The following is a 16,219-nucleotide window of genomic DNA, read 5'->3' as shown; positions in this document are numbered from 1 at the left end:
TGCAGCAGATGTTCGACTGGTTCACGTTTCAGCAGGGGGCGATCGCCTTCCTGATCGCCTTCGCCATGGCCGGAGTCTTCACCCTGGCGTTCAAGCTGATCTACCAGTGGGTCACGCCCTATCACGAGCATACGCTGATCCGGGAAGGCAACACCGCCGCTTCCATTGCTCTCGGGGGCGCCCTGATCGGCTACGTCCTGCCCTTGGCCTCGGCCCTGTCGCATACCGTCAGCCTGATGGAGTTCGCCGCCTGGGCCCTGCTGGCCGGCGTGATCCAGATCCTGGTCTTCGTCACCATCAGCCGCATGGCGTTCCGCAACCTGGTCGTTCGCATCGAGGCGGGCGAGATCGCGGCGGCGGTCTATCTGGCCGCCATCTCCATCTGCGTCGGGCTGCTGAACGCCGCCTGCATGACGGCGTGACCGCGATGACTGATCCCAAGGACTTGCCGAAGACCGCGACGATGCGCCGGATGAAGCGCTCGCGCGTCCTGCACGTCAGCAGCCTGATGGCCACCGCCAGCTTCTCTCTGGCCGCCTGCGGGTCGCCCCAACGCGTGGCCGCGCCGGAGCCGGAGCCCACCCCGGTCTATACCTCGCTGGACGAGTGCCGCGCCGCCAACGACATTTCGGACGCCGAGTGCGACGCCGCCCAGGCCGCCGCCCAGAAGGCCGCCGCCGAGACCGCGCCGCGCTACGCCACCCAGTCCGAATGCGAAGGTCAGTGGGGCCCGTCGCAGTGCCAGCCGAACAACAGCGGCGGGGGCTCCTTCTTCACGCCGCTGCTGGCCGGTTTCGTCGTCGGCCAGATGTTGAACGGCGGCGGCTATCGCGGGGGCGGCCCGATCTACCGGGATCGCAACAACCAGTATTCCAACGGCTACGGCGGCGGTTACGCCTATCGCGACTATCGCACCGGCAAGACCCTGACCAACGGCCGGGAATACGGCGACGTGGCTCGTCAGGCCCCCAGCCGGGTGCAGAGCCGCACTACGGTCGTCTCGCGCGGCGGATTCGGCGGCGGCGGTCGGGGGTACGGCGGCTAGGTTGGTCGCCGATGCTGAGACAAGGGTACTGTCGCCCTTGACGTGAGCGGGCAGGGGGCTACGAACCCCGGCCCCTCTCCCCGCAGGTTTTCCCATGACGTCCGCGACGCCCGCCACCATCGGCATCGACTTCGGCACGACCAATACGGTGGTGTCGCTGACCCACGGCGACGGCCCCGCGACCCTGGTGCGGTTTCATACTGACGAGAAGGACCTGTTCGCCTTCCGCTCGGCGCTGAGCTTCCAACTGCATGAGGCCCGCGACGGCGGCTCGCCCGAGCGCGTGATCGAGGCCGGGCCCTGGGCCATCGACGCCTATGTCGAGGACCCGCTGGACACCCGCTTCATCCAGTCGTTCAAGACCTTCGCCGCCAGCGCCGCCTTTACCGAGACGCGCATCGACAACCGCCGCTATCGCTTCGAGGACCTGCTGTCGGCCTTCCTGCTGCGGCTGAAGCACCATGCCGACGGGGCGATGGACGACCTGCCGCCGCGCATCATCGTCGGCCGTCCCGTCACCTTCGCCGGCGGCAATCCCAACGAGGCCCTGGCGCTGGAGCGCTATGAGGCGGCCTTTGCCCGTCTGGGCTTCACCGACATCCGCTACGCCTATGAACCCGTCGGCGCGGCCTTTTTCTTTGCGCGGGCGCTGAAGCAGGACGCCAATGTCCTGGTCGCCGACTTCGGCGGCGGCACCAGCGACTTTTCCATCGTGCGGTTCGAGCGGGCCGACGGCGCGCTGAAGTCCACGCCGCTGGCGCGCTCGGGCGTGGGCGTGGCGGGCGACGCCTTCGACTATCGGATCATCGACCAGCTGGTCTCGCCGGAACTGGGCAAGGGCAGCCTGTACCGCGCCTTCGACAACCGTCTGCCCATCCCGCAGCGCTATTACAGCGCCTTCGCCCGCTGGGACCAACTGGCCCTGCTGCGCGCCTCCAAGGACATGCGCGACATTCGCGGCCTGGCCTCCACCGCGCTGGAGCCCGAGAAGATTGAACGCCTGATCGAGGTGCTGGACGACAACCACGGCTATGCCCTCTACCGCGCCGTCTCGGGTCTGAAAGAAGCCCTGTCGCGGGACGAGGAGGCGGTCTTCTCCTTCCTAGCCGGATCGGTGCGGATCGAGAAGCCGGTCAAACGCACGGACTTCGAGGGCTGGATCGCGCCTGAGCTTCAGGCCATGGAGGCCGCCGTCGACGAGGCCATGGCCCAGTCGGGTCTGGAGGGCGCACAGATCGATCGCGTCTTCCTGACCGGCGGCACCTCCTTCGTCCCCGCGGTGCGCGACATCTTCATCCGCCGCTTCGGCGCCGACCGCATCGAGACCGGCGGCGAATTCGAATCCATCGCCTCCGGCCTGGCCCTGATCGGCCGTGAGGCGGATCTCGACCTGTGGAGCCAGAAGGCGGCCTGATCCTGGGATGGACGTAGAGCTTTATGGGCGGCTCTAGCCCGCGTCCGCGGTGACGTTCGGTGTGCTTATCGATTAACGTTCTGCTAGTACGATCAGCGGTGCAATGGGGGCCAAGATGTCCACCGAAGATCAAAAGACAGTGCCGGTCTGAGAGCGGCCAAGGCCTCGCATCCCTGAAGCGGATTGGAACCCGTTTGCCCGTCTCGACACGCTTCATAAGGTGGATGTGGCGACCAACTCAGGATCGATGTCGCTCTTTCTAATCGGCCTGTTCCATGCCTTCATCGCCATGGGCGCCTTCAATGGCATAGGCTCAGCCGGCGCGCTTGGAAGCGATGGAGGGCTTGTCGGCTGGGTCAATGTCGTTCTGAGCCTGCTTGCGGCCCTTCTGTTCTTTCGGGTTCGCAGGACGCGATCCCTGATTTTGGCTTGGATTGTCGTGCTTTGGGCGACCCTGTTCCTGTTATTCCCGGTGTCGATCTGGCTGTTTTCCGGCACCATGCCGATCAGCTTTGGCATCCTCAGCGTCGTGACGTCGATAATGCTGCTGAGGGCCTGCCTGGCTCAGAAGCGCCTCGACAAGATCAAAGCCGGAATTTGACCCCTCCGCCTACCGATGCCAGATCGCGGCCCTCAGCAAGCGAGGGAGCGCCCCATGACCATCACCCTGTACGGCATCAAGGCTTGCGACACGATGAAGAAGGCGCGGGTCTGGCTGGATGAAAACGGCGTGGACTACGTCTTCCACGACTACAAGGTCGCCGGCGCCAACAAGGCGGATCTGGAGCGCTGGATCGCCGAGCATGGCTGGGAGGCGGTGCTGAACCGCGCCGGGACCACATTCCGCAAGCTGCCGGACGCCGACAAGGCCGACTTGAACGCCGACAAGGCCGTGGCCCTGATGCTGGCCCAGCCGTCGATGATCAAGCGGCCGGTGCTGGATCTGGGCGACGGCCGGACCCTGGTCGGCTTCAAGCCGGAACGCTACGCCGAGGCGCTCCTTCAGTCTTAGGCGTCGCCTAATCCTCGACGGTGGTTTCCGGGCGGTCGTGGCCGTCCGCGCGTTCGGTGATCCACTGACCTGAGCTGTCCTCGAACTCGATCCACGAGGTGCGGTCGGGCACCTGCTGCTCGCGCGAGACGGCGACGGCGGCGGCGCGCGCGGCGTCATGGGTGGCGAAGGTCTCGGAAAAGCTGTCGCCCAGCTTGTAGGCCCAGCCGCCGTCGTGGGGGACGATGCGATAGATGATGCGGGTCATGGGCCACTCTGTCGATTGAGGATGGCTGACGCTTGGCCTCCGCGCGCCCGAAGTCGAGTCACGCTGTGGTGACGAGCGCCCCCACCTTACAAAGAGTTCATGCGCGATCCTGCATCTGATCGGCGCGATCACCGCCTCTTGTTATCAGAAGGCCGCAGCGTCACGCTCGGCTCCACTATTCAAGAAGGGGCGAAACCCATGGAAGAGTTCATTCCCATAGCGTTCTTCATCATGATCGGCGCGATCGTGATCGTGCCGAACTGGCTGAAGAGCAAAGAGCGCAAGGAGATGCAGGCGACCCTGCGTTCGGCCATCGACAAGGGCCAGCCGCTGCCGCCCGAAGTCATCGACGCACTCAGCAAGGAAAACATCAAGGCGCCGGCGACGGCGGCCCGCGACCTGCGCGTCGGCGTCATTCTGCTGGCGGTCAGCCTGGGCATCGCCCTCTTCGGCTACATGGTCAGCTTCGCCGAGATGGACGCCTTCTATCCGATCGCCGGCAGCGCCGCGGTGCCCGGCATGATCGGTCTGGCCTTCATCATCCTGAGCATCTTCAACAAGAACAAGGGCTGAGGGGCGACGGGGAGGGGAAACCGTCATGGCCAAGCCTTTACGCGATCTGCACGATGTCGAGCTCGCCGCCCTGTCGGCGGCGGGCGGGCGTCGCGAGTTCGGGGAGCTGGTGCGCCGCCACAGTCCGGCGGTGCGCGGCCTGCTGCGTCGTATGGGGGCGCAAGCCGCCCTGGCTGATGACGTGGCTCAGGACGCCTTCCTGCTGGCGTTCGAGAAATGCGCCGAGTTTCGGGGCGAGGGGACCTTCGGCGCCTGGATCAAGCGGATCGCCGCGCGCCTCTATTTGAAACGTCGCTCGAAGGACGCGCGCTATGTGGCTGAAATCGAAAACGACGAGGTCGCGCCCAGTGTCGACAGTGCGGGGCGCATGGACCTGGACGAGGCGATGAAGGGGCTGACTGAACCGGAGCGCTTGTGCGTCTCCCTGTGTCACGGGGCGGGCCTGTCCCATCCCGAAATCGCGGCCGCCATCAATTTGCCGCTTGGAACGGTGAAATCTCATGTCAAGCGTGGTCTGGATAAACTTCGGGCCCGGCTCCAGTCGGCGCCGGTTGCTCACGGGAGCGCGTCCCATGTCGGTTGATGAATTCGACCCTGCCATCGAGCGCCTGTTTGCTCGGGCGCCGAGTTTCCCCGATTCGGCCCAGTTCGAGGCCGCCTTGGCCGCGAAACTGAACACGTCGTCGCGTTTCAGGACCATGGCCCTGTCGGTCGCAGGTCTGGTCGGCGGCGTCATCGCCGTGCGTGAAGTCCTGAACGTCGATTTCAATTTCGCTTCCTCGGCGGTGTCCGCATCGGCCGGGTCGCAGCCGGCTCCCCAGGGGCTGAGCATGGCGGGCGTGGACGCCGCACAGGCCGCCCAATCCTTGCTGGACAGGCTGGGCCTGACCGGCCTGGACATGAGCGCCATGGGCGGGATGCAGATGTTCTGGGCCACCGCCGGGGTGCTGGTCGCCCTCCTGGCGGCCGGGGTGGTGAAACTGTCTCAGGAAATCTGACCGCCGTTTTCCTGACGAAGTCGCGACCTACTGCTGAAATTTCGGGTCGCGGCGTAAACGCCTGCGTTGCGGGCGCGACGCCGACCCTCTAGGGTCGCGCCGGTTTAGCGACCAGTCTTGGCAGCGGTTTTTGGGGCGACGTTTCGTGGTTGATGTCTTCGAACAGGTCGAGGAGGAGCTTCGCTCCGATCGATACAAGCGTATGGCCCGCACCTGGCTGCCCATCGGCGCCGGCCTGCTGGCGGTCGCCCTTGTCGCCGCCCTGGCCTGGTGGGGCTGGCAGAGCTATCAGACGAATCAAGCCGACAAGGCCTCGGCCGCCTATGACCGCGGCATGATCGCTTTGCAGGCTGACAATCCGTCGGGGGCCGACGCCGCCTTCGCCGAAGCCGCCAAGACGGGCAACGGAGCCTACAAGGCCCTGGCCCTGATGCAGCAGGCCGGGATCGCCGTCTCGGCGAACAAGACCGAGGACGCCGTCAAGCTGTTCGACGACGCCGCCAAGGCCTCGCGCGACCCGATCATCGCCGACGCCGCCGCGCTGAAGGCCGTCTTCCTCATCATGGACACCGCGCCCCTGGCCGACATCCAGAAGCGTCTGGAGCCGCTGGCGAACGACAAGCGCCCGCTGCACGCCTTCGCCCAGGAAGCCCAGGCCATGGCCTTGCTGCAACACGGCAAGACCGCCGACGCCCGTCAGATCTTCGTGCAGCTGCAACTGGGTCAGAACGTGCCTGATTCGATTCGCCAGCGCGCCCAGGCCGGCGTTCAGGCCGTCGATTCCGGCACCGCCGCCGGTCTGGCCGCCATCGTCAAGGCCGCCGCCGCGACGCCGACGCCCGTTGCGGCCCCGGCTCCTGCTGCTCCCGCTGCTGCTCCGGCTCCCGCTGCTGAGGCGGCGCCCGCCGCCGCCCGCCCGTAATCTACGCTTTCAGGACGCCATTCATGAATCGTACGCTGAAAGTCGCCCTGTTGTGCGGCCTCGCTTTGACCGTCGCGTCGTGCGGCACTGTGCGCAACGCCCTGCCGTTCGGCCTGGGCAAGCCCAAGGAAGACGTCGCCAGGGCGTCCGAAGGCCAGCGCATCTCGATCCTGGAGTTCGAACAGCAGCTGGCCCCCTCGGCGGCCCTGTCGGGTCGTGATTTCTTCCTGCCGGGTCCACAGGCCGCCACGGCCTGGACCCAGCCCGGCGGCAACGCGGAAAACTCGGTCGAACACGTCATCGCCGCGCCGGAATTCTCGGTCGCCTGGAAGCGCAACATCGGCGCCGGGTCCAGTAACACGCGGCAGGTCATGGCCCCGGTCGTCGCTGACGGCGGCAAGGTCTTCGTGCTGGATGGCGAGGCCGGCGTGACCGCCGTCGACTCCGGCACGGGCGCCGTGCTGTGGAAGGCCGACGTCAAGGTCGACGAGCAGGACAAGGGCAAGCGTTTCCTGGGCATCGGCTTCGGCGGCGGCGCGGGCGGCGGCGGCTTCGGCGGCGGCGTGGCCGTCAGCGACGGCAAGGTCTTCGTTTCCTCGGGCTATCGCACCATGACGGCGCTGGACGCCGCGACGGGCGCCGTGGTCTGGCGCTCGACGGTCGATCTGCCGATCCACGGCGCGCCGACGGTCTCGGGCCAGCGCGTCTTCGTCATCGACGTCGACAATCAGCTGATCGCCTTCAACGTGAACACCGGCCAGCAGGACTGGTCCTATCGCGGCATCACCGAGCCGGCCCGCATCATGCGCGCCTCCAGCCCGGCGGTCAGCGGCGACACGGTGATCGCGCCCTTCTCCTCGGGCGAACTGGTCGCCCTGCGCGCCTCGAACGGCCAGCCCGTGTGGCAGGAGGTCCTGTCCCGGACCAGCCGCACCAGCGCCCTGTCGGAAATCCGCGACATCGCCGGACGTCCGGTCATCAGCCGCGGCTCGGTCTACGCCATCAGCCACTCGGGCGTTCTGCAGGCCATGGACATCCGCTCGGGCCAGCCCAAGTGGTCCCTGCCGGTCGCGGGCGTCAATGCGCCCCTGCCGGTCGGCGACGTGGTCTATGTCGTGTCCAAGGCGGGCGAACTGACCGTGGTCAACCGCGAGTCGGGCCAGGTCTACTGGACCCGCGACCTGAACGAGGGCCGCGTTCGCCAGGAAGGCGGCGTTCTGGGCTTCGGCAAGCGCACCGTGCGTCCGACCTGGTCGGGCCCGATCCTGGCCTCCAACCGTCTGGTGCTGGTCAATTCGGACGGCGAGGCCGTGGCCTTTGATCCGAAGACCGGCGCACAGCAGTCCAGCGTCAAGCTGGGCGCGGCGGCCTATATCGCCCCCGCCGCCTATAACGGCGCCCTCTATGTCCTGACGGACAAGGGCGAGCTGGTCAGCATCCGCTGACCTTTTTCCTGTTTTTGAGTTAGAAAGCCGACATGGCTCTAAAAGTCGCCATCGTCGGCCGGCCCAACGTGGGCAAGTCGACACTGTTCAACCGACTCGTCGGCAAGCGTTTGGCGCTGGTCGATGATCGCCCGGGCGTGACCCGTGACCGTCGCTATGCCGACGGCAATATCGGCGACATGGATCTGACGCTGATCGACACGGCCGGCTACGAAGACGTCACCGACGACAGCCTGGAAGCGCGTATGCGCGAGCAGACCGAAGCCGCGCTCGACGACGCCGAAGTGGTCATGTTCATGATGGACGCCCGCGAGGGCGTGACGTCGCTGGACCGCATCTTTGCCGAACGTCTGCGCAAGGTGCATAAGCCGATCATCCTGCTGGCCAACAAGTCCGAAAGCCGAGAGAGCGGCGGCGGCGTTGGCGAAGCCCACGCCCTGGGGTTCGGCGAGCCGGTCGCCATCTCGGCCGAGCACGGCGAGGGCATGGCCGACCTGTATCAGGCCCTGCTGGCCGCCTCCGCCGACATCTTCATCGAAGAGATCGACGAGCCGGACAAGCCGATCCGTATCGCCATCATCGGCCGGCCCAATGCGGGCAAATCGACGCTGATCAACCGTATGCTGGGCGAAGACCGGCTGCTGACCGGGCCTGAGGCCGGCATCACCCGCGACTCGATCTCGGTCGACTGGGAATACGAAGGCAAGGCGATCCGCTTCGTCGACACCGCCGGGATGCGCCGCAAGGCCCGCGTCCAGGAGAAGCTGGAAAAGCTGTCGGTCGCCGACACCATCCGCGCCATCACCTTCGCCGAGGTGGTCGTGCTGGTGATGGACAAGGACGACGCCTTCGACACCCAGGACCTGCAACTGGCCGACCTGGTCGAGCGCGAAGGCCGCGCTCTGGTCTATGTCGCGTCCAAGTGGGACCTGGAAGAAGAGCCGCAGGCCAAGATGGCCGAGCTCAAGTCCCTGGCCGAGAACAAGCTGCCGCAGCTGAAGGGTTCGCCCTTCGTCGCCCTGTCGTCGCACAATGGTCGCGGCGTCGAACGGCTGATGCCGGCCATCATCAAGGCCTATGAAACCTGGTCGGTGAAGGTCAAGACCAAGGACCTGAACACTTGGCTGGCCATGGCCACCCAGAGGCACCCGCCGCCCGCCGTCAACGGCAAGCGCGTGAAGCCCAAGTACATGGCCCAGACCAAGGCCCGTCCGCCCACCTTCGTGCTGATGGCCAGCCGCGCCTCGGACATGCCGGAGCACTACCAGCGCTATCTGGTGAACAGCCTGCGCGAGAGCTTCGACCTGCCCGGCACGCCGATCCGGCTGACGGTCAAGTCGGGCGCGCCCAACCCCTATGCCGAGGGCGGCGCCAAGTCGGGTCCTGAACGCTACAAGGGCACGGCCAAGACCGCGCCGCGCAAGGTGTTGAAGGCCGAGAAGGCCGCCGAGGCCCTGTCGAACCTGCCCGGCAAGGCGCTGGAGCAGAAGAAGTCGGGCATCAAGCCCAAGGTGAAGGCCCTGGGCGGTCTGAAGGCCAGCTCCAGCAAGAAGGCCGGCCAGTCCATCGCGGTGCAAAAGGGCGCCCGCGGCGGCGCGCGGCAGGTCTCGCGCTCGGGCCGGGTCCGCACCGGCCAGAAGCACGCGCCTAAGAAGTAGAGCCGCCAAGGCCTCAAACAGACAAAGGGCGAGCCGTCGGCAATGACGGCTCGCCCTTTTAAATTTCGCAGACGGCTTCCTGCCCCTCTGCAAGCCCAGAGGGAGGCGAACTAGGCCGACTGAGCCTGCTTCCAGTCCTTGAAGCTGACGGTCAGGGGCGGGGTCAGGTCGGGGCGGGTCAGCTCGACCATCAAGGGGCCGATCTCGGAGGGATGCGGCAGGCCCTCGGGGTCTTCGCCCGGGAAGGCCTGGGCGCGAAGCTGGGTGCGCATCCGACCGGGATCGACGATGGCGGCGCGGACAGAGGTGCTTTCGATCTCGTCGGCCCAGCATTTGACCAGGGCCTCGGCTCCGGCCTTGGTCGCGGCATACATCCCCCAGAAGGCGCGGGGATTGGCCGCGACGCTGGTGGTCAGATAAACGGCGCGCCCGGCGTCTGAGGCCCGCAGCAGCGGCTCCAGCGAGCGGATCAGGCGATAGACGCCAGTGAAATTGATCTTCTCGATCTTGGCGAACTCGCGCGGCTCGGCGTGAGCGACCGGCGTAAGGCCCGACGGCCCCATGGTCGCGGCGGCCTGAATCCAGATGTCCAGCTTGCCGAAGCGCTCGAACAGGGCGCCGCCCAGGCGGTCGATGGCGCCGCCGTCGACCAGGTCGAACGGGACCAGGGTGGCGTGCTGGCCGGTGGCGGCGAAGATGGCGTCGTCCAGCTCTTCCAGGCCGCCTTGGGTGCGGGCGGTCGCCACGACGTGGGCGCCGGCCTTGGCCAGGGCGAGGGCGGTCTCATAGCCGATGCCGCGCGAGGCGCCGACGACCAGGGCGATACGGTTGGCGAGGGGGAGGGAAGCGTGTTCGGACATGGTGGGCTGATAGCGCGACCCGTCGCGGGTTGGAAGGAGGGGGCTGAGATTGGTGCAGCCTGATCCCTCTCCCGGCGGGAGAGGGCTTGAGCGCACGAGAGCGCAAGCGATCGTTCTTGCGCGAAAGGGTGAGGGGCTGAGGGTCCATTCGGCGCAAGCCGTGGAGCGATGACTTACGCCGACGGTTGACGGCGACCCTCACCCTTTCGCCTTGCCAATCGCTACGCTCTTGGAGGCTCAAGCCCTCTCCCATTGGGAGAGGGAAGGCAAAATTAGTACCCCGGCGCCGGCTGCCACAGGCTGAAGCTGACGCCCTGATCGTCGGCGACAATGGCGGACAGGCCGGAGGGGCTTTCGGCGGGGATGGCGGCGTGTCCGCCCAGTTCTCGTACGCGGGCGCAGACCGCGTGAATGTCGTCCACGCGGAAGTAGAGATGGGGAAAGGCCCTGTGCTCCCCCTTGGTGATGCCAAAGGCGGGGTCTGATCCCTTTACGTGGGCGTAGGTCGGGTGTGAGTCGGCTTCGTCGAACATCCAGCCGAACAGACCCGCATAGAAGGCGCGGGCCTTTTCGACGTCAGGCGTGTCGAGGGTGAAGTAGCCGAGCTGGATCATCCCGCCTTAAGCGGTCACCAGCAGGGAAAGTTGCGCACCGCGTGCGTCGCGGCCGCCTTCTTCGATTTCGCGGTCCACCAGACGGGTCGGATAGTCGCCGGTGAAATAGTGGTCCGTGAACTGCGGCTGGGCCGGATCGCGCGGTCCCACGCCCATGGCGTCGTACAACCCGTCAATGGACAGGAAGCCGAGGGAATCGACTTCCAGGATGGCGCGCATCTCGTCCATGGAATGTGTCGCGGCCATCAGCTGCGTCCGTTCGGGCATGTCGATGCCGTAGAAGTCGGGGAAGAGGATCTGCGGGCTGGCCGAGCGCAGGTGGACCTCCTTGGCACCGGCCGCGCGGACGGCGCGCACCAGCTTCAGCGAGGTGGTGCCGCGCACGATCGAATCGTCGATCAGGACCACGCGCTTGCCTTCCAGCGCGGCGCGGTTGGGGCTGTGTTTCATGCGCACGCCCTTCTGCCGGGCGCCCTGGCTGGGCTGGATGAAGGTGCGGCCCAGATAGTGGCTGCGGATGATGCCCATCTCGTAGGGAATGCCGCTTTCCTGGGCATAGCCCAAGGCCGCCGGCACGCCGGAGTCCGGCACCGGCACGACCACATCGGCGTCGACCTGGAACTCGCGCGCCAGACGGCGGCCCATTTCCTTGCGGACGTTATAGACTGAGCGGCCGTTCACCACGCTGTCGGGGCGGGCGAAATAGACATATTCGAACAGGCAGGGGCGGGCGGCGCGGGCCGGGAAGGGCTTGATCGAGGTCAGGCCTTCCTCGTCGATGACGACGACTTCGCCATGCTCGACATCGCGAATGAAGGTGGCGCCAATGGTGTCCAGCGCACAGGTCTCGGACGCCAGCACCCAGGCTTCGCCGACCTTGCCCAGCACCAGCGGACGGATGCCCAGGGGGTCGCGGGCGCCGATCATCTTGAACCGCGTCTGGGCGACCAGGGCGTAACCGCCCTCGATCCGGCCCAGGGCGTCGATGAAGCGCTCGATGATCTTGGCCTTACGGCTGCGGGCGATCAGGTGAAGGATGGCTTCGGAGTCCGAGGTGGACTGGAAAATCGCGCCTTCGGACACAAGTTGTCCGTGCAGGTGCTTGAAATTCGTCAGGTTGCCGTTGTGGGCGATGGCGATGCCGCCCTGGTCCAGATCGGCGAACATCGGCTGGATGTTGCGCAGGAAGCTGCCGCCGGCGGTGGAATAACGGGTGTGGCCGACCGCGGCCCCGCCGGGCAGGCGGGTGGTCAGCTCGGCGTTGCCGAAGGCCTCGCCCACCAGGCCCTGATGGCGCTCGGTGTAGAAGCGGTCGTCATGGACGCTGGCGATGCCGCACGCTTCCTGACCGCGATGCTGCAAGGCGTGCAGACCCAGGGCCACGATGGAGGAGGCTTCGTTCTCGGGCGCCCCCCAGACGCCGCAGACGCCGCACTCCAAGCGGAGTTGATCATCCTCCGGCTCGCGCCAGTGTTCGCGGTGAATGATGGGATCGGCGATATGGTGGCGCATCGTCAGGCTCCGATGACCGGGAACAGGGTAACTCAGGCGGTGGCGCCGCGCACGTAGTCCGCCATTACGTCGAGGGCAAGGCTCATTGATCGGAAAACCCTTCGCGGACGGAAGATCCGACGACGGGCGTGAGCGCGTCTGCGCCCTTTCCTAGCGTCGGCAGCACGATCTGGATGATCTCGGCGGCCTTGGCGCTGACCGGGGCCAGGGTGGCCTGGGTCAGCCAGCGCGGGGGATTGTCGGTCATCACCCCCATGATGGTCAGGTGGGCGCCGCCGATCAGGGCCAGGGCCCGCACCAGTCCAAGCAACAGACCAAAGGTCTGGTCAAAGGCGCCCAGCGCATTCCCGCGCGCGCCCTTGGAAAGGGCCGAGCCGAGGAAGCGCAGGCCGAAATAGAGAATCAGGAAGGTCAGCCCCACGGCCAGCACCGACCCGGCCCAGTCAGGATCGACCAGCGACCGCCCGAACGGCGCGGTCCACGGCAGGGTGATCAGAGCCAGCAACCCCGCCAGGAAGAAGCTGAACAGGGCCGTCAGCTCGCGCACGCCGCCCCGGAACCAGCCGGCGGCGCCGGAGGCCAGAAGCACAAGGATGACGAAGACGTCGTAGCCGGTCACGCGCGCTGAGGTCCTTAGAAGAGGGGGCGCTGGAGGAACAGAGGCCGTCTCAATAGCGGTTTTGGGAGATTCGCTCGACCACCTCGGTCAGCAGGCCGGCGGAGGTGATGGCGACGTCGCCCTTCTTGACCTTGCCCTTGGCCTGCGCCGGGGCCAGGGCGCGGTCGAAGCCCAGCTTCTGCGCCTCTCTCAGCCGGGCCTCGGCGCGATTGACGGCGCGGACCTCGCCCGACAGGCCGATCTCGCCGAAGACGACGCAGCCCTGGGGCAGGGGCATGTCCAGCGCCGAGGAAATAAGGGCCGCGGCGGCGGCTAGGTCGGCGGCGGGCTCGCTGATCCGCAAACCCCCGGCGATGTTCAGATAGACGTCCTTGTCCCCAAAGCCGAGACCGCAGCGCGCCTCCAGCACGGCGAGCAGCATCGCCAGGCGGCCATTGTCCCAGCCGACGACGGCGCGCCTTGGCGTGCCGTATGCAGAAGGGGCGACAAGCGCCTGTATTTCAACCAGAACAGGCCGCGACCCTTCTATGCCTGCGAAGACGGCGGCGCCCGGCGCCCGCTCCTTGCCTTCGCCCAGGAACAGGGCGGACGGGTTGGTCACTTCACGCAATCCGACGTCGCTCATCTCGAAGACGCCGATCTCGTCCGTGGCGCCGAAACGGTTCTTGCCGGCGCGCAGGATGCGGAAGGGATAGCCGCGCTCGCCCTCGAAGCTGAGCACCGCGTCGACCATGTGCTCGACCACGCGCGGCCCGGCGATCTGGCCGTCCTTGGTGACATGGCCGACCAGGACGATGGCCGGGCCGTTGTCCTTGGCCAGCCGCACCAGTTCGGCGGCGCAGGCGCGGACCTGGGTCACGGAGCCTGGCCCGGCCTCGTGCGCGTCGGACCACAGGGTCTGGATGGAATCGATGATGACGATGTCGAACTTGTCGCGCTTCAGCGTCGTCAGGATTTCGCGCAGCGCGGTCGCAGACGCCAATGACACAGCGGCGTCGGCCACGCCCATGCGTTTGGCGCGGGCGCGGATCTGTTCAATGGCTTCTTCGCCCGAGATATAGGCCACGCGGGCGCCGTTGCGCGCCGCCTTGGCCGTGACCTCCAGCAGCAGGGTCGACTTGCCCACGCCAGGGTCGCCGCCCAGCAGGATGGCCGAGCCCGGCACCACGCCGCCGCCGCAGACGCGGTCGAACTCGGTCACGCCGGTGACGATGCGCGGCGGCTCGGGCGTGTCGGATTGCAGGGTCTCGAACTGCAGGCCCCGTCCGCGCGCCGTGGAGCTCGGCTTCATCGCGCCGGGCGGGGCCGACTTCGATTCCTCGGCCAATGTGTTCCACTCGCCGCAGCCGGAGCATTGCCCCGCCCACTTGGTGTGAACCGCCCCGCAGGACTGACAGACATAGAGAAGGGTATCGCGCGCCATGACCCTGACCTAGCAGGAATCGCGGCGCGGGCGAGGGGTCATGCGCGCGGCTGCGACCGGCTTTGACGCAAGGCGGGCGCGCGGGTTGCATTAGGCCTCATATGCCCGTCATCCTGCCAAGCTATAGCGCTGATACGACTCACCCCCCGCCGAGGCCCCCATGACCGCTCCGAACCCGCCCGCCATTGATCCGGGCCTCGTCGCCCGCGTGCAGAACATCCTGATGCGGCCCAAGCTGGAGTGGCCGGTCATCGACGCCGAATACGCCACGACGCGCAGCCTGTTCGCCCGCTACGCCATGCTGCTGGCCGCGATCGGCCCGGTGGCCAGCCTGATCGGCGGACAGCTGTTCCCGATCCACATCTTCGGCTCGGTGATGCGCACGCCCGTGGTCGGCGGCCTTCTGGGCGCCATCGTCACCTGGGGCTTGTCGCTGCTCTCGGTCTTCGTTCTGGGCCTGATCATCGACGCCCTGGCGCCGACCTTCAACGGGACCAGGGACAAGGTGCAGGCGATGAAGGTCGCCGTCTATTCGATGACCGCCGCCTGGGTGGCGTCGATCTTCAACCTGTTCCCGGCCCTGGCCTGGCTGGGCGGCCTGCTGGGCCTCTACGGCTTCTACCTGCTCTACCTCGGTCTGCCGACCGTGATGAAGGCGCCGCAGGACAAGGCCCTGGGCTATACGGCGGTCGTCGTCGTCTCCGCCATCGTGCTGTGGATGGTCGTCGGCGCCATCGCCGCTGGCGTCGTCGCCAGCTTCGTGGTCGGCACGGTCGGTCTGGGCGCGCTGGCCCTCAGCTGACCCCTCAGCCGACGTAGAGGCGCGGCACGCGCGGCGTGATCGAGGTCAGCATCTCATAGCTGATGGTTCCCGCCGCCGTCGCCGCGTCGTCCACCAGACGGTTGGCGCCGAAGATCTCGACCGTGTCGCCCGCCGCCACGTCCAGGCCGGTGACGTCCACCGCCAGCACGTCCATCGACACCCGGCCGATGATGGGACGCAAGGCCCCCGCCACCCAGACCTGGCCGTTCGGGCTATTGCTGCGCATGACCCCGTCGGCATAGCCGGTCCCGCAGGTCGCCACGCGGATCGGCGCCTCGGCGCGATAGCCTTGCGAATAGCCGACCGTCTCGCCCGCCGGCACGTCGCGCACCTGCATGATCTGGGCGTTCAGCGTGGCCACCGGGGCGATGCGCCTGTCGGGCTTGCCCTCAGGCCCGCCGCCGAACAGGCAGATGCCGGGCCGGGCTGCGTCAAAGGCGAAGTCCGGCCCCAGGAAGCAGCCGCCCGAGTTGGCGAACGACCGCGTCACGCCCGGATATCGGGTGACTGCGGCGGCATAGGCATCGCGCTGGGCCCGGTTCATCGGGTTGGCCGGTTCGTCGGCGCAGGCCAGGTGGGTCATGACCAGCTCCAGCCCCTCGAACGGCTCGGGCGCGTCCTCGACGCGGAAGCCCAGCCGGTTCATGCCGGTGTCCAGTTGCAGCCCGCAGGCGCCGCCGCCCGCCGCCGTCCAGGCCGCGATCTGGCCGGGCTGGTTCAGCACAGGGCGCAGGTTCGCCGCCTTGATCAGACTCGCTGACGCGCCGTGACAGCCGTCCAGCACATAGATGACCGGCTCAGCCCCCAGGGCCTCACGCAGAGCCACGCCCTCGGCCGCCCGCGCGACGAAGAAGGTCCGCGCCCCTTCAGCCATCAGCCGCCTGGCCACCGCGGCGGCGCCCAGGCCATAGCCGTCGGCCTTCACGACCGGATTGACCGGCACGCCGATCAGGCCTTGCAGGGTGTGGAAATTGCGCGCCAGGGCGCTGAGATCGACGGTGAGAGAGGCGGGGAGGGACATAGCCCCCTTATGCCGCAAGTTTCGTGCGGCGCC

The 16,219-nt window shown here is 67.3% G+C and carries 19 protein-coding genes; 12 read left to right on the top strand and 7 right to left on the bottom strand.

Translation table 11 applies throughout. From position 1 onward, the window contains the following. The first annotated feature begins 8 nt into the window (after positions 1–8). The 5 genes from DXK21_RS05110 (at position 9) to DXK21_RS05090 (ending at position 3,471) form a co-directional block, all read left to right on the top strand. Positions 9–422 (top strand): DUF350 domain-containing protein, encoded by a 414-nt coding sequence (locus DXK21_RS05110; RefSeq protein ID WP_114816733.1) that lies wholly within the window; start codon positions 9–11, stop codon positions 420–422. Positions 423–427: 5 nt separating this feature from the next. Then, the gene (locus DXK21_RS05105; RefSeq protein WP_170136950.1) at positions 428–1,045 is read left to right on the top strand and encodes a DUF1190 domain-containing protein; all 618 of its coding nucleotides are present in this window, start codon (positions 428–430) and stop codon (positions 1,043–1,045) included. Positions 1,046–1,139: 94 nt separating this feature from the next. Continuing rightward, entirely contained in the window at positions 1,140–2,459 is a 1,320-nt protein-coding gene (locus DXK21_RS05100) for an Hsp70 family protein (protein WP_114816697.1), read from the top strand. A gap of 226 nt (positions 2,460–2,685) precedes the next feature. Further along, positions 2,686–3,060 (top strand): hypothetical protein, encoded by a 375-nt coding sequence (locus DXK21_RS05095; protein ID WP_162790582.1) that lies wholly within the window; start codon positions 2,686–2,688, stop codon positions 3,058–3,060. A 54-nt stretch (positions 3,061–3,114) separates the two neighbouring features. After that, on the top strand, positions 3,115–3,471 hold the full coding sequence (locus DXK21_RS05090; protein WP_114816695.1) for an ArsC family reductase: 357 nt from the start codon (positions 3,115–3,117) through the stop codon (positions 3,469–3,471). 7 nt (positions 3,472–3,478) lie between these two features. Here DXK21_RS05090 and DXK21_RS05085 read toward each other — a convergent pair whose 3' ends face one another. Further along, positions 3,479–3,718 (bottom strand): DUF2188 domain-containing protein, encoded by a 240-nt coding sequence (locus DXK21_RS05085; RefSeq protein ID WP_114816694.1) that lies wholly within the window; start codon positions 3,716–3,718, stop codon positions 3,479–3,481. A 99-nt stretch (positions 3,719–3,817) separates the two neighbouring features. Between DXK21_RS05085 and DXK21_RS05080 the strand changes: the two genes are divergently transcribed. From DXK21_RS05080 to der, 6 genes are all read left to right on the top strand, one after another. After that, positions 3,818–4,291, top strand: coding sequence for a DUF6249 domain-containing protein (locus DXK21_RS05080; protein ID WP_326969792.1), 474 nt, complete (start codon positions 3,818–3,820; stop codon positions 4,289–4,291). 25 nt (positions 4,292–4,316) lie between these two features. After that, positions 4,317–4,874, top strand: a complete 558-nt coding sequence (locus DXK21_RS05075) for an RNA polymerase sigma factor (protein ID WP_114816692.1) — start codon at positions 4,317–4,319, stop codon at positions 4,872–4,874. Then, positions 4,864–5,289: a hypothetical protein gene (locus DXK21_RS05070; RefSeq protein ID WP_114816691.1), complete on the top strand. Its 426-nt coding sequence runs from the start codon at positions 4,864–4,866 to the stop codon at positions 5,287–5,289. Before DXK21_RS05075 ends, DXK21_RS05070 begins: the two co-directional genes overlap by 11 nt. A 202-nt stretch (positions 5,290–5,491) precedes the next feature. After that, positions 5,492–6,211 (top strand): tetratricopeptide repeat protein, encoded by a 720-nt coding sequence (locus tag DXK21_RS05065; RefSeq protein WP_245945108.1) that lies wholly within the window; start codon positions 5,492–5,494, stop codon positions 6,209–6,211. Between the two features lie 23 nt (positions 6,212–6,234). Further along, on the top strand, positions 6,235–7,656 hold the full coding sequence (locus DXK21_RS05060) for a PQQ-like beta-propeller repeat protein (RefSeq protein WP_114816690.1): 1,422 nt from the start codon (positions 6,235–6,237) through the stop codon (positions 7,654–7,656). Positions 7,657–7,688: 32 nt separating this feature from the next. Continuing rightward, a complete protein-coding gene (der, locus tag DXK21_RS05055; protein ID WP_114816689.1) occupies positions 7,689–9,314 on the top strand; it encodes a ribosome biogenesis GTPase Der in 1,626 nt (541 codons plus the stop codon). Positions 9,315–9,424: 110 nt separating this feature from the next. Here der and DXK21_RS05050 read toward each other — a convergent pair whose 3' ends face one another. The 5 genes from DXK21_RS05050 to radA form a co-directional block, all read right to left on the bottom strand. Then, positions 9,425–10,174: an SDR family NAD(P)-dependent oxidoreductase gene (locus DXK21_RS05050; RefSeq protein WP_114816688.1), complete on the bottom strand. Its 750-nt coding sequence runs from the start codon at positions 10,172–10,174 to the stop codon at positions 9,425–9,427. A 272-nt stretch (positions 10,175–10,446) separates the two neighbouring features. Next, on the bottom strand, positions 10,447–10,788 hold the full coding sequence (locus DXK21_RS05045) for a VOC family protein (RefSeq protein ID WP_114816687.1): 342 nt from the start codon (positions 10,786–10,788) through the stop codon (positions 10,447–10,449). 6 nt (positions 10,789–10,794) lie between these two features. After that, positions 10,795–12,300, bottom strand: coding sequence for an amidophosphoribosyltransferase (purF, locus tag DXK21_RS05040; protein ID WP_114816686.1), 1,506 nt, complete (start codon positions 12,298–12,300; stop codon positions 10,795–10,797). A gap of 82 nt (positions 12,301–12,382) precedes the next feature. Next, positions 12,383–12,919, bottom strand: a complete 537-nt coding sequence (locus tag DXK21_RS05035) for a CvpA family protein (RefSeq protein ID WP_114816685.1) — start codon at positions 12,917–12,919, stop codon at positions 12,383–12,385. Between the two features lie 49 nt (positions 12,920–12,968). Continuing rightward, a complete protein-coding gene (radA, locus tag DXK21_RS05030) occupies positions 12,969–14,342 on the bottom strand; it encodes a DNA repair protein RadA (protein ID WP_114816684.1) in 1,374 nt (457 codons plus the stop codon). A 160-nt stretch (positions 14,343–14,502) separates the two neighbouring features. Here radA and DXK21_RS05025 point away from each other — a divergent pair, with 160 nt between their 5' ends. Further along, positions 14,503–15,144: a YIP1 family protein gene (locus tag DXK21_RS05025; RefSeq protein ID WP_114816683.1), complete on the top strand. Its 642-nt coding sequence runs from the start codon at positions 14,503–14,505 to the stop codon at positions 15,142–15,144. Between the two features lie 4 nt (positions 15,145–15,148). Here the strand turns inward: DXK21_RS05025 and alr are convergent, their stop codons facing one another. Next, a complete protein-coding gene (alr, locus tag DXK21_RS05020) occupies positions 15,149–16,186 on the bottom strand; it encodes an alanine racemase (protein ID WP_114816682.1) in 1,038 nt (345 codons plus the stop codon). Between the last annotated feature and the right edge of the window lie 33 nt (positions 16,187–16,219).

This window comes from Brevundimonas bullata, assembly GCF_003350205.1.
In the GTDB taxonomy this organism is placed as follows: Bacteria; Pseudomonadota; Alphaproteobacteria; order Caulobacterales; family Caulobacteraceae; genus Brevundimonas; species Brevundimonas bullata.
This window is presented reverse-complemented; position numbering and strand designations above follow the sequence as displayed.

What these genes read in the sequence shown, in the direction of transcription:
- DXK21_RS05110 (WP_114816733.1), top strand. Translation starts at nt 9, where the DNA reads ATGTTCGACTGGTTCACGTTTCAGCAGGGGGCGATCGCCTTCCTGATC.
- DXK21_RS05105 (WP_170136950.1), top strand. Translation starts at nt 428, where the DNA reads ATGACTGATCCCAAGGACTTGCCGAAGACCGCGACGATGCGCCGGATG.
- DXK21_RS05100 (WP_114816697.1), top strand. Translation starts at nt 1,140, where the DNA reads ATGACGTCCGCGACGCCCGCCACCATCGGCATCGACTTCGGCACGACC.
- DXK21_RS05090 (WP_114816695.1), top strand. Translation starts at nt 3,115, where the DNA reads ATGACCATCACCCTGTACGGCATCAAGGCTTGCGACACGATGAAGAAG.
- DXK21_RS05085 (WP_114816694.1), bottom strand. Translation starts at nt 3,718, where the DNA reads ATGACCCGCATCATCTATCGCATCGTCCCCCACGACGGCGGCTGGGCC.
- DXK21_RS05080 (WP_326969792.1), top strand. Translation starts at nt 3,818, where the DNA reads ATGCGCGATCCTGCATCTGATCGGCGCGATCACCGCCTCTTGTTATCA.
- DXK21_RS05075 (WP_114816692.1), top strand. Translation starts at nt 4,317, where the DNA reads ATGGCCAAGCCTTTACGCGATCTGCACGATGTCGAGCTCGCCGCCCTG.
- DXK21_RS05070 (WP_114816691.1), top strand. Translation starts at nt 4,864, where the DNA reads ATGTCGGTTGATGAATTCGACCCTGCCATCGAGCGCCTGTTTGCTCGG.
- DXK21_RS05065 (WP_245945108.1), top strand. Translation starts at nt 5,492, where the DNA reads ATGGCCCGCACCTGGCTGCCCATCGGCGCCGGCCTGCTGGCGGTCGCC.
- DXK21_RS05060 (WP_114816690.1), top strand. Translation starts at nt 6,235, where the DNA reads ATGAATCGTACGCTGAAAGTCGCCCTGTTGTGCGGCCTCGCTTTGACC.
- der (WP_114816689.1), top strand. Translation starts at nt 7,689, where the DNA reads ATGGCTCTAAAAGTCGCCATCGTCGGCCGGCCCAACGTGGGCAAGTCG.
- DXK21_RS05050 (WP_114816688.1), bottom strand. Translation starts at nt 10,174, where the DNA reads ATGTCCGAACACGCTTCCCTCCCCCTCGCCAACCGTATCGCCCTGGTC.
- DXK21_RS05045 (WP_114816687.1), bottom strand. Translation starts at nt 10,788, where the DNA reads ATGATCCAGCTCGGCTACTTCACCCTCGACACGCCTGACGTCGAAAAG.
- purF (WP_114816686.1), bottom strand. Translation starts at nt 12,300, where the DNA reads ATGCGCCACCATATCGCCGATCCCATCATTCACCGCGAACACTGGCGC.
- radA (WP_114816684.1), bottom strand. Translation starts at nt 14,342, where the DNA reads ATGGCGCGCGATACCCTTCTCTATGTCTGTCAGTCCTGCGGGGCGGTT.
- DXK21_RS05025 (WP_114816683.1), top strand. Translation starts at nt 14,503, where the DNA reads ATGACCGCTCCGAACCCGCCCGCCATTGATCCGGGCCTCGTCGCCCGC.
- alr (WP_114816682.1), bottom strand. Translation starts at nt 16,186, where the DNA reads ATGTCCCTCCCCGCCTCTCTCACCGTCGATCTCAGCGCCCTGGCGCGC.